Here is a 13,499-nt window from a genome sequence, read left to right as displayed (position 1 = left end):
GTCAGGCCGGCTCAGCTCAACTGAACTCAGCCCAACTCAGCTCAACTCAACCGGCGAGGATCGCCCGAGCCAGCCGCGCCGTCTCGGACGGCGTCTTGCCGACCCTGACGCCCGCCGCCTCCAGGGCCTCCTTCTTCGCCTGCGCCGTGCCGGAGGAGCCGGAGACGATGGCGCCGGCGTGGCCCATGGTCTTGCCCTCGGGCGCGGTGAAGCCCGCCACGTAACCGACGACCGGCTTCGTCACGTTCTTCTCGATGAACGCCGCGGCCCGCTCCTCCGCGTCGCCGCCGATCTCACCGATCATCACGATCAGGTCGGTGTCGGGGTCGGCCTCGAACGCGGCGAGCGCGTCGATGTGCGTCGTACCGATGATCGGGTCGCCGCCGATGCCGACCGCGGACGAGAAGCCGATGTCTCGCAGCTCGTACATCATCTGATACGTCAGGGTGCCGGACTTCGACACCAGGCCGATGCGGCCGGGCTTGGTGATGTCACCGGGGATGATGCCCGCGTTGGACTGGCCGGGGGTGATCAGGCCGGGGCAGTTGGGCCCGATGATCCGGGTCTTGTTGCCCTTGTCCTGGGCGAGCGCCCAGAACGCGGCGCTGTCGTGGACCGCGACGCCCTCGGTGATGACGACCGCCAGCGGGATCTCGGCCTCGATCGCCTCGACCACCGCGTCCTTGGTGAACTTCTCCGGGACGAAGATCACCGTCACGTTCGCACCGGTGGCCTCGATCGCCTCCTTGACGCTGCCGAAGACCGGTACGTCACGGCCGTGGTCGAAGGTGACGGTGGTGCCGGCCTTGCGCGGGTTGACGCCGCCGACGATGTCGGTGCCGTCGGCGAGCATCAGGGTGGTGTGCTTCATGCCGGTGGCGCCGGTCATGCCCTGGACGATGACCTTGCTGTCCTTGGTCAGGAAGATAGCCATGGTGTGTCGGTGTCCTCGTCCCTTACTTCGCAGCCAGCTCGGCGGCCTTGTCGGCCGCGCCGTCCATGGTGTCCACGCGCTGCACCAGCGGGTGGTTCGCGTCCGAGAGGATCTTGCGACCCAGCTCCGCGTTGTTGCCGTCGAGCCGTACGACCAGCGGCTTGGTGACGTCCTCGCCCCTGGAGGTGAGCAGTTCGAGCGCCTGCACGATGCCGTTGGCGACCTCGTCACAGGCGGTGATGCCACCGAAGACGTTGACGAACACGGACTTCACATCCGGGTCGCCCAGGATGATCTCCAGACCGTTGGCCATCACCTCGGCGGAGGCGCCGCCGCCGATGTCCAGGAAGTTGGCGGGCTTGACGCCGCCGTGGCTCTCGCCGGCGTACGCCACGACGTCCAGGGTGCTCATCACGAGACCCGCGCCGTTGCCGATGATGCCGACCTCGCCGTCGAGCTTGACGTAGTTGAGGCCCTTGGCCTTGGCCTTCGCCTCCAGCGGGTTGGCGGCGGCCTTGTCCTCGAGCGCCTCGTGGCCGGGCTGCCGGAAGGCGGCGTTCTCGTCGAGCGAGACCTTGCCGTCCAGGGCGATGATCTGACCATCGCCGGTCTTGACCAGCGGGTTGACCTCCACGAGCAGGGCGTCTTCCTTGACGAAGACGACCCAGAGCTTCTGGAGCACCTCGGCGACCTGGTCGGCGATCTCGGCCGGGAACTTCGCCGCGGCGACGATCTCGGCGGCCTTCGCCGGCGTCACGCCCTCCAGCGCGTCGACCGGAACCTTGGCCAGCGCCTCCGGGTTCTCCTCGGCGACGACCTCGATCTCCACACCGCCCTGGACGGAGGCCATGGCGAGGAAGGTGCGGTTGGTGCGGTCCAGGAGGAAGGAGACGTAATACTCCTCCTTGATGTCCGCGGTCTCGGCGAGCATCACCTTGTGGACCGTGTGGCCCTTGATGTCCATGCCGAGAATGGCGTCGGCCTTGGCCACCGCGTCGGCCGGGTCCGCGGCCAGCTTCACACCGCCGGCCTTGCCGCGGCCGCCCACCTTGACCTGCGCCTTGACGACCGCACGGCCGCCGAGCCGCTCCGCCACGGCACGCGCCGCCTCAGGCGTGTCGATGACTTCACCGGCCAGCACCGGTACACCGTGCTTGGCGAAGAGGTCCCTCGCCTGGTACTCGAACAGGTCCACGCGCGTCCGTCTCCCTTTTTTCCTGATGTCCCGGATCCCTGGATCCCTGGATTTCCGAGACTCAGCGGGCCGCGGGCCGCTGCCGCCGGGTGTGCGGCGCTGCCTGACTGATCCGATCCGCTGGGCCTGGATAATCTGCCTGGGCGTGCCGCTACGGGCAGGGCGACTGCACTGTCATGAGAGAAGCGCACACGGTGACCGAGTACGCGGCATGTCCGCATTGCAGGTTATCGCCGAGCACCGTGGGGGCCTAAATCGCGGGTGGCTCCCGCACGGTGAGAACGGTCACAGCGCCCCCGCTCCCCACCCTGGCCTCGCCCCCTCGGCGCGTGGGATCGCCCGGACATCACCGGGCGGCCACTTCGGATCCCCCTGCTCGGCCGCCCGGGGTCTTATTTCTCGGGTATCGGGAGCGGGCGCTTCTCGATCGCGGCGGCCATGACCTCGGGAAAGAGGTCGGGGGTGCAGGCGAAGGCGGGGGCGTCGAGCGCGGCGAGCGCCGCCGCGTGCTCCCGGTCGTAGGCGGGCGCCCCCTCGTCCGACAGTGCGAGCAGCGCCACGAACTGCACGCCGGCCGCCTTCATCGCCGCCACCCGTTTGAGCATCTCGTCCCGGATGCCGCCCTCGTAGAGATCACTGATCAGCACGACCACGGTGTCCGCGGGGCGGGTGATCAGCGACTGGCAGTAGGCCAGCGCCCGGTTGATGTCGGTGCCGCCGCCGAGCTGGGTGCCGAAGAGGACGTCCACCGGGTCGTCCAGTTGTTCGGTGAGGTCCACCACAGCGGTGTCGAAGACCACCAGCTTGGTGTCGATCGACCGCATCGAGGCGAGGACCGCGCCGAAGACCGAGGCGTAGACGACCGAGGCGGCCATCGAACCGGACTGGTCGATGCAGAGCACCACGTCCTTCTTCACCGCCCGGTCGGCCCGGCCGTAACCGATCAGCCGCTCGGGGACGATGGTGCCGTGCTCGGGCAGATAGTGCTTGAGGTTGGCACGGATGGTGCGGTCCCAGTCGATGTCCCGGTGGCGCGGTCGGTTGATCTTGGCCGAACGGTCCAGGGCGCCGGTCAGCGTGGCCCGCGTCCTGGTGGCGAGCCGCTTCTCCAAGCCGTCCACCACCTTGCGAACCACGGCCCGGGCGGTCTCCTTGGTGGTCTCCGGCATCGCCTTGTTCAGCGAGAGGAGGGTGCCGACGAGGTGGACATCGGCCTCGACCGCCTCCAGCATCTCCGGTTCGAGCAGCAGCGCGGAGAGCCCCAGCCGGTCGATGGCGTCCCGCTGCATGACCTGCACCACGGAGCTGGGGAAATACGTGCGGATGTCGCCGAGCCAGCGGGCGACTTGGGGGGCCGAGCCGCCGAGTCCGGCCGAACGATCTCCGCTTCGGCCGCTGTTGGCGCCGGTGCCGCTACGGCCGCCGTAGAGCGCGGTGAGGGTACGGTCCATCGCCGCGTCCTGCCCGGAGAGCTCGCACCCGGTGCCGTCGGCCTGCCCGCCTCCGAGGACCAGCCGCCAGCGCCGCAGCCGCTCCCCGCCATCGACGGGCACGGCCACTCCGTGGGTGAGGTCGGCGGCGTTCGCCGCGGTGTCAGACATGGGGTTCCCCCGCGTTGGTCGGGTCTTCCGGGTGGGTTGAAGCGGTGGCTGCGGACCGGTCCGACCGCGGGCCGCCCGGGGCGGGGCCGGCCGCCGGGACCAGGTCGACCGCCGGGGCGAGGCTGGCCGGGGTGGTGGTTGGCGTGGTGGCCAGGTCGGTGGTCAGGTGCGGGTCGGCCGAGGCGGCCGGAAGCGCAGGGCCGGCCGCCGGGACCGGGTCCCCCGCCGGGGTGAGGTTGGCCGGGGTGGTGGTTGGCGTGGTGGCCAGGTCGGTGGTTGTTGTGGTGCCGAGCAGCAGCCGGACGGTGTGCAGGGCCGCTTCCGCGCGGGTCGGGTCGAGTTCCTGGCCGAACCCGGGCAGACCGGCTTCCGCGCCCGTGGCGTCCCGAACGGGCGCCGCCGTCGGACCGCGCCGCACCAACTCACCCACCGACCGCCGCACCCCGGGCTCGAACTCCGCGAACGTCCGCCGCAGCAACGGCAGCACATCCGTGAACGCCTCCCCCGACACCCGCGCCAGCCAGCCGTCCAGCAGCGCCAGCAGCCGCTCGTCGTGCACCAGCAGCACCCCACCGCCGGCCAGGAACCCCTCGATCCAGCCGGCCGCCTCCACCGGGCCGGTCCCCGGCGACAACGCGAGCCCCATCAGCCGCGCCGCCTCCGCCGCCGGGAGCCGTCCCTCGTCCATCAGCAGCCGGGCGGCGGCGCCCCTCAGCAGGCCGGGTATCGCGCCGTCCCGCTCGGCGAGTGCCCGCAGCATCGCGGCCCAGCGCTCCCGCACGTCGTTCGGCGACGCAGGCTGACCGGGCGCGGGGTCCGACCCAGGAGCCGCCGGGGCCCCCGCTGGCGCCGGGAGGAGACCGACCGCACGGTGCACCGCGTCCAGGTGGCCGCACAACTCACCCGCCCCGTCCGCGTCCAGACCCACGCACGCCGACGGGAAGCCGACACAGATCCGGCGGGCGAGGCCCTCCGCCACATGGCCGAGCGCGGCGGAGTCGGTGCCGCGCACATCTCCGTAACGGACCGCCCGCACCAGCGCGGGCAGCGCCGCGGCGAGGTGGGCGACATCGGCGTCCAGCGCGGCACGATCGGCCAGGACCCGCATCACCGTGGGCAGCGCGTCGGCGAGCCCGGCCAGCAGACACCGCTCGGCGACGGCGGTGACGCCGGCCAGCACCTCCGCCCGCACCGCCAGGTCCTCCGCGCGGGCGGTCGCCGCCGTCTCCACGGTGGTGCCCCAGATCCCCGCCTCGGCGACCCGGATCGCCAACTCGGGCTCCCACCGCAGCCGCCATGTCTCCCGGAACGTCCCCTTGTTGTCCCGGCCCGCCGTCGGCTCCCCCCAGTCGATACCGAGCAGCCGCAGCCGGTGCAACAGCCTGCTGCGGGCGGCGTCGGTGTCCTTGCGCAGATCGAGCGCCAGCTCCCGCTCCAGCGCCTCCGGCTTCAGCCTGAGCGTGCGCTGCTCACGGGCCAGGTCCCGGGCGAGCGGCACCGCGGGCGCGTCCGGCGGCACCTCACCGAGCACGTCCCCTACGATGAGGCGGTCCTGGATCAGCGCCAACGGCACGTCTGAGCCGTCGCACATCACCGACCTGATCGCGTCGGTCGTCTCGCCCAGGCCGGCCAGCGGGCGGCCCCGCATCACGGCGAGGGTGTCGGCCAGCCGCACCGCCTCGATGACGTGGGCGGAGGACACCGGGTAGTCCTCCTCCCGCAGCAGCCCGGCGACCTTGGTCATCCACCGGGTGATCGGACGGTCCGGCGCGCTGAACAGATGCCCGTACCAGCCCGGTGAGTCGATACCCGCCCCATAACCGCTGGCCCGCCCCAGCCGCCGGTGCGTCCACGGCACCCAGGTCGTCTCCACCTTCGCCTTGGGCAGCCCCTTCAGTAGCTGCTTGTCGGCCGCCGCCGTCGTCTTCACCGCCAGCGCCGGCACGTGCCAGGCCCCGCACACCACCGCGGTCCTGCCGTGCGTCCGCCGGGCCTCCCTTATCCGCAGCCGCATATGCGCTTCCCGCAGCAGGTCGCGGTCGTGTCCCCCGTCCCCGTAGGCGGCCCGGACCTCCGTCATCGCCTCGGCCAGCGCTTCGAAGGGCGCCAGCGCGTCACCCTGCCCCGAGCCGCCCAGGTGTTCGACGGCGTCCTCCCACCACCGCTCGGGGTCGTCGTACCCCGCCGTCTGCGCCAGCACGGCCAGCGGATCGACCCGCACGGCGGCCTCCGACGGCGGTCCCGCGCTCTCCGGGGCGGCGTCCCCATCGGGAGCGGGCGCCCCCACCGACAGCTCCGGCCCCCGCCGGTCCGGCCGTTGCTGTGCCCCCTGCTCCCCCTGTTTCCCTTGCCCCTCTTGTGCCCGCCCTTGCTCCTGGGCCCGCCCCTCGTCCTGCCCGTCCGCACCCTCCTGACCGGCGTGGTCTTCCTGACCGGCGTGGTCTTCCTGGCCGGCGTGGTCTTCCTGGCCGTCCCCACCTTCCTGGCCTGCCCGGCCTGTGAGCTTCTCCCCCTCGGCTCCTTCGTCTCCTTCCTGCTTTTCATCTTCTTCGTCGTCCTGGACCGCCCGCATGGCGAGGCTGTGCGCGGCCGGCAGGTCTATGAAGCGGACCTCCACGCCCGCTTCGACGGCCCAGCGCATGGCCACCCATTCGGGGGAGAACTCGGCGAAGGGCCAGAACCCCGCCCGCGCCGGGTCGTCCACCACGTGAGCGAGCAGCGCCACCGGCGGCCGCATCGCCGGATCGGCGGCCAGCCCCACCAACGCGTCCCCCTCAGGCGGCCCTTCGATCAGCACGATCTCCGGCTGATACGCCTCCAGCGCGGCCCGCACCCCCCGAGCCGAACCCGGCCCGTGATGCCGCACTCCGAGCAGCACCACATCCTCGACCTCGGCCGCGCGCCCCCCGCCTGCTCCGGCCGCTTCCCTGCTCGGCGTGCCCCGCAAGGCCGCCGGCTCCTCGCCCGCCGATACCGCCACGCCGCCGGTCGGGCGGGACCGGTCCGTGGTGGTCACCGCAGGTGAACTCATGGCGGCGGTCATGCCGTCACCTCGCGGCAGGCGCGGTAGAAGTCCTTCCAGCCGTCCCGCTCGCGGACGACCGTTTCGAGGTACTCCTGCCAGATGAGGCGGTCGGCCGCCGGATCGCGGACCACCGCGCCGAGGATGCCCGCCGCGACATCGCCGGCCCGCAGCACGCCGTCCCCGAAGTGCGCGGCGAGGGCGAGCCCGTTGGTGACGACCGAGATCGCCTCGGCGGTGGAGAGCGTGCCGGAGGGGGACTTGAGCTTGGTGCGGCCGTCCTCCGTCATACCGGAGCGGAGTTCACGGAAGACCGTAACCACCCGGCGGATCTCATGCGCGCCGTTCGGCACGTCCGGGAGGTCCAGGCCGCGGCCGAGCTGGTCGACACGACGGGACACGATGTCCACCTCGTCCTCCGCGCTGGCGGGCAGCGGCAGCACCACCGTGTTGAAGCGCCGGCGCAGCGCGCTGGACAGGTCGTTGACCCCGCGGTCGCGGTCGTTGGCGGTCGCGATCAGGTTGAAGCCGCGCACCGCCTGGGTCTCGGTGCCCAACTCCGGTATCGGCAAGGTCTTCTCGGACAGGATGGTGATCAGTGAGTCCTGCACGTCGGCCGGGATGCGGGTCAGCTCCTCGACCCGCGCGATCCGCCCCTCGGCCATCGCCCGCATCACCGGGCTGTGCACCAGCGCGGCCCGGCTCGGCCCGTTGGTCAGCAGTTGGGCGTAATTCCAGCCGTACCGGATCGCCTCTTCCGGTGTGCCGGCCGTGCCCTGCACGAGCAGGGTCGAATCGCCGCTGATCGCCGCCGCGAGATGCTCGGACACCCAGGTCTTCGCGGTGCCGGGCACGCCGAGCAGCAGCAGCGCCCGATCGGTGGCCAGCGTGGTGACCGCCACTTCGACGATGCGACGCGGACCGACATACTTCGGGCTGATCACCGTGCCGTCGGACAGTGTGCCGCCGAGCAGATACGTGGCGACCGCCCAGGGCGACATCTTCCAGCGCGCGGGGCGCGGCCGGTCGTCCATCGCGGCGAGCGCCGCGAGCTCATCCGCGAAGGCGTCCTCCGCGTGTGGTCGCAGCGCCGACTCGGCTGCCTCGGCGGATCCAGCAGGCCCGGCAAGTCCAGCAGGTACGGCCGGTGCGGACACGGCCGTGACGGTCGTCGTTTCGGTCATGGCTCTTCCCCCACTCGCATGCCCGGACCCCCTCGGTCCGTGCTGTTCTCAACCCTGCACCACCCCACTGACAATCGGTCACCCAGCGCTATTCGTGCTGGTCAGAGCGATTGTCAGTGGGGGGTTCTACCTTCGGGGACATGGAGACGGAAGCACGGTGGACAGCGGATCAGGTGCTGGCGCTCGCGCCTGACGCCGCATCACGCAAAGCGGGCGCCCGCTTGGCCACGCCCGATCCGTGGAGCGGCACGGGGGTGGCGGGAAGCGCGGTCTGGGGGCTGTGCAAAGGCAGTGGCAGCAAGCCGTACCAGACGGTGGTGGACGTATCGGGACCGGCGTTCCGCTGCACCTGCCCGAGCCGCAAATTCCCGTGCAAGCACGCGCTGGCGCTGCTGATGCTCTGGGCGGAGGGCGAGGCGGGGCCGGTCACCGCGGCCGCCGAGCCGGACTGGGTCGAGCAATGGACATCGGCGCGGCGGAAGAAAGCGGAGGAGGCGCGGGCCGCGGCGCCGCGGGCGGCCGCTCCCGCCGACGCGGAGGCGGTCAGGAGGCGGGCGGAGCGCCGGGCGGTGCGGGTGGAGGGCGGCGCAGCGGAGTTGGAGCAGCGGCTGGGCGATCTGCTGCGCGGCGGTCTGGCGGGGGCGGACCGCGGCGGTTATCAGCAGTGGGACGAGATCGCCGCGCGGATGGTGGACGCGCAGGCGCCCGGGCTGGCCACGCGGGTGCGGGAGTTGGGGGCGGTGACGGCCACCGGCGGGGACTGGCCGTCGCGCATGCTGGAGGAGACGGCGCTCCTCCATCTGCTCGCCCGCGGCTTCCTCGGCCGGGAGGGCCTGCCCGGCCCCCTCGCGGAGACGGTGCGGGCACGGATCGGTTTCACCGTCGACTCGGCGGAGTTGCTGGCGGGGCCTATGGTCAGGGGGAGTTGGCTGGTCCTGGCGCAGTACGAGACGGCGGACGAGCGGCTCACCACCCGGCGGATCTGGCTGTACGACGAGGGGGCCGGCCGATTCGCCCTGCTGCTCTCCTTCGGCGCGGCGGGACGCGCGCCCGAACTCGCCCTCCCGGTCGGCTCCCTGCTCGACGCCGAGTTGGCGTACCACCCGTCCGCGCTGCCCCTGCGGGCGGCACTCGGACCGCACCGGACCCTCCAGGCCCTGCCCGAGGCCGCGCCGCTCGGCACCACGGTGGCCCCGGCGCTCGCCTCTTACGGCACCGCGCTCGCCGACGATCCATGGCTGGACGCCTGGCCGGTGGTCCTCACCGATGTCGTCCCGCTGCCCGGCCCCGACCGCTGGCAGCTCGCGGACGCCGCGACTCAGGACGCCCTTCCCATCGCCTCCCCCGCAACACCGGCCGCGGCGCTGTGGCGGCTGGCCGCTGTCTCCGGCGGCCATCCGACCACCGTCTTCGGCGAACTCGGCCCCACCGGTCTGCGCCCCCTGGCCGCGTGGCCGCCGGGGGTGCGGGAGTCCATAGCGCTCTGAGCCGGGGCCGGGCCCGGGGCACCACCCGGCCGAAAGGCCCGCTGAAGGCGACAACAGCAATCTGGGCCACAGGCCCGACAAAGGGCCGCCCCGACCGCGCCGGGCCGAAGCGACGGCCGCGAAGCAGCAAGACGCAGACAGAAGCGAGACACCGGAACCGCGCGGAACGGCGGTGCCCGGCGCGGTGCCCGACGGGCCGCGACGACACGAGGGGGAGACGACATGGACATCACGTGGGACGACCTGGTGGGAAGCGCCCTGCTCGGGACGGAGCGGCGGCGGCCCGCGGGGGTGGTCGGGGACGCGGAGGAGGCCGCGGCCGGGCTGCTGGACGCGGCGGCCGGTGGGGTGATGCGGCGGCGGGCCGGAGTGCGGCCCGGGGTGGCCGGGGAGCGCCCCGGGCTCGCGCCGGAGGATCGGCGGCCGGAGTTGCCGGAGGCAGCGCGCCGACGACTGGGGATGCTGCTCGCGGACCGGACCGGGGACGGCGGACGCGGAGGTCGCCGGGGCGCCGCGCCGAACCTGGCGGAGTTGCTGCCGCAGTGGCTCTCCGAGGCGCGGCGTGAGGGCTATGCCGCCCCGCCGGCGCTGCTGCCCGCGCTCCTGGAAGCGGCCAGGGCGCGTACGGACCTGCGGGCCGACGCGCTGGCACTGGCCGGGCCACGGGGACTGTGGCTGGCGCGGCTGAATCCGGAGTGGAAGTTCGCACTGCGCGCCGGCCAGGCGGGGGTGCCGGGCGGGGCCGGACCTGATGACGCGGCGGAGGTGCGGCGGGTGTGGGAGGAGGGGTTGTTCGCCGAGCGGGTGGCGCTGTTGACGCGGCTGCGCCTCGCGGATCCGGCCAACGCGCTCGCGCTGCTCTCCGGCACCTGGCGGGGCGAGCGGGCCGAGGACCGGCTGATGTTCCTGGACTCGCTGCGGACCGGGCTGTCGGGTGAGGACGAGCCGTTCCTGGAGGAGGCGTTGTCCGACCGCAGCCGGAATGTGCGGGCGACGGCCGCCGAGTTGCTTTCCGCGCTGCCCGAGTCCGCGCTCGCGGCACGGATGGCGGAGCGAGCCCGCAGTTGTGTGTCGATGAGCCCCGAGGGGATAGCGGTGGAGGCGCCGTACGAGTGCGACGCGGCCATGGAGCGGGACGGCGTGGCCTCGAAGCCGCCCAACGGCAGGGGCGAAAGGGCCTGGTGGCTGGGGCAGTTGGTGGAGGCCAGCCCGATGGCGGCCTGGTCGGCCCGGTTCGGCGGGCGCACCCCGGAAGAGATCGTCGCACTGCCGGTGCTGGACGACTGGCAGCCGGATCTGCACGCGGCGTGGTGCCGGGCGGCGGTACGGCAGCGGGATGTCCGTTGGGCGCGGGCGTTGCTGGGTCCGCCGCCGGCCGCCCAGACACCGGTCGGCGCGGTGGGTGACCCGGCGAAGTTGCTGTCGATCCTGCCTGCGGAGGAACGGGCTTCCTGGGTTGCGGAGTTCATCGCCGCACACGGACTGTCCGAGGCGTTCCAGATGCTGGGGGTGTGTGCGGTGCCGTGGGCGGCCGAGCTTGGCCGGGCGGTGGTGGACGCGCTGGACATCGCACGGGACGCGGGGAGTTACCCGTGGAGTTTCAGCGGGGTGATGGGCCTGGCCGAGCGCTGCCTCGACCCCGACGGGGCCGACCAGGTCGCGGTGCTCAGCGCGGGCGCCGAGGAGCCGCCCGACGGTGCGCCGGGGGCGACGGTCTACTGGTCGGAGGCGTTCCAGCGACTCACCGGCACGCTTCGCCTACGCGCGACAATGCTGGCCGAACTCCGCACCCGCCCCCTCCCGACCGCCCCGACCCCCACCGCCACCTCGCATGCCGACACACCATGAGCAACGCCGGCCACGGCCCCCGGCCGAGGGGCACCTCTCCTGGGCACCCCACCCGGAAGCACCCCGCCGGGGGCAATGACCCAGACGGGATCCACGAACGGAGCAGCAACCGAGCGGCGCCCCTCCCCGCGAGGTCAACCACCTGGTGGACACCACCCGCGTAGTGCGGCACCCCAGTAAGCAACCAGAGGACGCCTCACGAGGGCAACCGTCTGGCGGGGCAACAGCCCGCGGGGAGGAGCCTCGCCGCCGGGCTTCTTGCGCGGGTGCCGCCGCCCGGGAGCGCATCAGCGACGGTCGTCTCCCGGGGGGCAAACGTCCGGTGGGCGAGAGGCGTCGGGGGGCGCCTCATGTCCGGTTCGGGCCTGCGAGGGCGAGGGGCGGGGGTGGGTGGGGTTAGGCCGCGGGCTGGCGGACGTTGGCGTTGACCCAGTCGACCACGGAGACGGTTGTCGCGCCCGGGGTGAAGATCGCCGCGACTCCGAGTTCTTTGAGGAGGGGGATGTCCGCTTCGGGGATGATCCCGCCGCCGAAGACCAGGATGTCGGCCGCGTCGCGCTCCTTGAGGAGTTCCAGCACCTTGGCGAAGAGGGTCATATGGGCGCCGGAGAGGATGGACAGGCCGATCGCGTCGGCGTCCTCCTGGATCGCGGTGTCCACGACCTGCTCGGGCGTCTGGTGGAGGCCGGTGTAGATGACCTCCATACCGGCGTCCCGCAGCGCTCTGGCGATGACCTTGGCCCCACGGTCGTGACCGTCGAGTCCTGGTTTCGCCACCACCACGCGAATCGGTCCGGACACTCCCATCATTGCCTCCATGCTTGCGGCTCACGGGCCTGGACCAGAAGTGCGGTACCTGGCCGGCACACCACAGTGTGAACGAACGTTAGCGTCCACGCCAGGGACCCCACGGTTTTACGACGGCCATGGAGGGGGAAGTCACACAGGGAGAGACCGGACAGCTCGGGTCCGCGAGGCCCCCCGGCGCGGAGCCGCGCCGACTGGCCCGACGGACCCGCGAGCTACCCGAGAAGCCGCCGCACTGGGCGCCGCATCGCCGCCCGCGCGGCCACGGAGTGGCGCGGCCTCCGGGACACCGGCTCCCGCTCACAGGCACCGACGGGGTCAATGCCGACCCCCGGGCCGCGAGGAGGTGGGCTATGACCGCCAAGTCGTCAGAGGCCGGACCGGAGGCCGAATCCGGTGGAAGTTACTGGGGGTATCTCTCGGGGCACGGCCGCTGGGGGAGCCACGGCGTCGATCTGGTCCGGGTCACCGCCATCGACCTGGCGGTTCTCGCCGGTCACCTGCTGCTCTACCCGACCGGGATCCTGCCCGAACGCCTCCCCGGCCCACCGCACGCCACGGCCGACGCCGAGCCGGTCACGGACGATCCTGCCGCGGGCCAACCCCCTGCCGCCGACACGCCGACGCCAACGGTGACACCCGCGCACACAGCCACACCCGAGCCACGGCCCACGCCCGCGCCCACACCCGCACCCGCACCCGCACCCACGGATGAGCACCCCACCGCCCCGCCGCCCACCGAGGCCGCCACCCATCCCCCGGTGCTCCTGCTGCACGGCTTCGTCGACAACCGCTCAGCCTTCGCCCTGCTGCGCCGTTCGCTGGTGCGCAACGGCTGGCCCGAAGTCCAGGCGCTCAACTACTCGCCGCTGACCAGCGACATCCGCACCGCCGCCGAGATGCTCGGCCCACACATCGAACGGGTCTGCGAACAGTCGGGACACCGCAGGGTGGACATCGTCGCCCACAGCCTGGGCGGCCTGGTGGCTCGCTACTACGTTCAGCGGCTCGGCGGGGACGCGCGGGTCCGCACGCTCGTCACCCTGGGCACCCCGCACTCCGGGACCAGGGCGGTGCCGGCCCTGGTCCCGCACCCGCTGGCGCGGCAGATGCGCCCCGGTTCCGACGTGCTGACGGAGCTGGCCGCACCGGCCGAGCACTGCCAAACCAGGTTCGTGGCCTTCTGGAGCGACCTGGACCAGGTGATGATCCCGGCGGAGGCGGCCCGGCTCGACCATCCGGATCTGCGGACCCGGAACATCCAGGTGCATGGAATCGGACATCTGTCCTTGCCGGTCCACGCGTCGGTGGCGGCCGAGATACGTCGGGTGCTGTCGGGAGAAGGCCCGCTGCCGGGCGTGGCGGACGCCGCTTAACAGATCCATAACGGTCGAATATCGACCGAACATCGGGCAAGCCGG

At 72.6% G+C, this 13,499-nt stretch carries 9 protein-coding genes; 3 read left to right on the top strand and 6 right to left on the bottom strand.

From position 1 onward, the window contains the following. Window positions 1-46 precede the first annotated feature (46 nt). The 5 genes from sucD to OG519_RS21715 all read right to left on the bottom strand — a co-directional run bounded on the left by sucD (window position 47) and on the right by OG519_RS21715 (window position 7,936). Window positions 47-934 (bottom strand): succinate--CoA ligase subunit alpha, encoded by an 888-nt coding sequence (gene sucD, locus OG519_RS21735; RefSeq protein WP_405586488.1) that lies wholly within the window; start codon window positions 932-934, stop codon window positions 47-49. Between the two features lie 22 nt (window positions 935-956). Next, entirely contained in the window at window positions 957-2,129 is a 1,173-nt protein-coding gene (gene sucC, locus OG519_RS21730; RefSeq protein ID WP_405586486.1) for an ADP-forming succinate--CoA ligase subunit beta, read from the bottom strand. A 392-nt stretch (window positions 2,130-2,521) separates the two neighbouring features. Then, window positions 2,522-3,730, bottom strand: a complete 1,209-nt coding sequence (locus OG519_RS21725; RefSeq protein ID WP_405586484.1) for a VWA domain-containing protein — start codon at window positions 3,728-3,730, stop codon at window positions 2,522-2,524. Next, window positions 3,723-6,773: a DUF5682 family protein gene (locus tag OG519_RS21720; protein ID WP_405586481.1), complete on the bottom strand. Its 3,051-nt coding sequence runs from the start codon at window positions 6,771-6,773 to the stop codon at window positions 3,723-3,725. Before OG519_RS21720 ends, OG519_RS21725 begins: the two co-directional genes overlap by 8 nt. Then, window positions 6,770-7,936 (bottom strand): AAA family ATPase, encoded by a 1,167-nt coding sequence (locus tag OG519_RS21715; RefSeq protein WP_405586479.1) that lies wholly within the window; start codon window positions 7,934-7,936, stop codon window positions 6,770-6,772. The genes OG519_RS21720 and OG519_RS21715 overlap by 4 nt, the downstream gene beginning before the upstream one ends. 140 nt (window positions 7,937-8,076) lie before the next feature. On the opposite strand from OG519_RS21715, the gene OG519_RS21710 reads away from it, so the two are divergent. Together OG519_RS21710 and OG519_RS21705 are read left to right on the top strand one after the other, a co-directional pair. Further along, on the top strand, window positions 8,077-9,423 hold the full coding sequence (locus OG519_RS21710) for an SWIM zinc finger family protein (RefSeq protein ID WP_405586476.1): 1,347 nt from the start codon (window positions 8,077-8,079) through the stop codon (window positions 9,421-9,423). Window positions 9,424-9,645: 222 nt separating this feature from the next. After that, entirely contained in the window at window positions 9,646-11,271 is a 1,626-nt protein-coding gene (locus tag OG519_RS21705) for a DUF5691 domain-containing protein (protein WP_405586475.1), read from the top strand. Between the two features lie 396 nt (window positions 11,272-11,667). On the opposite strand, the gene OG519_RS21700 is transcribed toward OG519_RS21705, so the two are convergent. After that, the gene (locus OG519_RS21700) at window positions 11,668-12,078 is read right to left on the bottom strand and encodes a cobalamin B12-binding domain-containing protein (protein WP_405592884.1); all 411 of its coding nucleotides are present in this window, start codon (window positions 12,076-12,078) and stop codon (window positions 11,668-11,670) included. A 353-nt stretch (window positions 12,079-12,431) separates the two neighbouring features. Between OG519_RS21700 and OG519_RS21695 the strand changes: the two genes are divergently transcribed. Then, window positions 12,432-13,454: a lipase family alpha/beta hydrolase gene (locus OG519_RS21695; protein ID WP_405586472.1), complete on the top strand. Its 1,023-nt coding sequence runs from the start codon at window positions 12,432-12,434 to the stop codon at window positions 13,452-13,454. The last annotated feature ends 45 nt before the right edge of the window (window positions 13,455-13,499 follow it).

The organism is Streptomyces sp. NBC_01190, assembly GCF_045039895.1.
Lineage (GTDB): Bacteria > Actinomycetota > Actinomycetes > Streptomycetales > Streptomycetaceae > Actinacidiphila.
The sequence above is the reverse complement of the archived record's forward strand: the minus strand, read 5'-3'. Positions and strand labels throughout refer to the sequence as shown.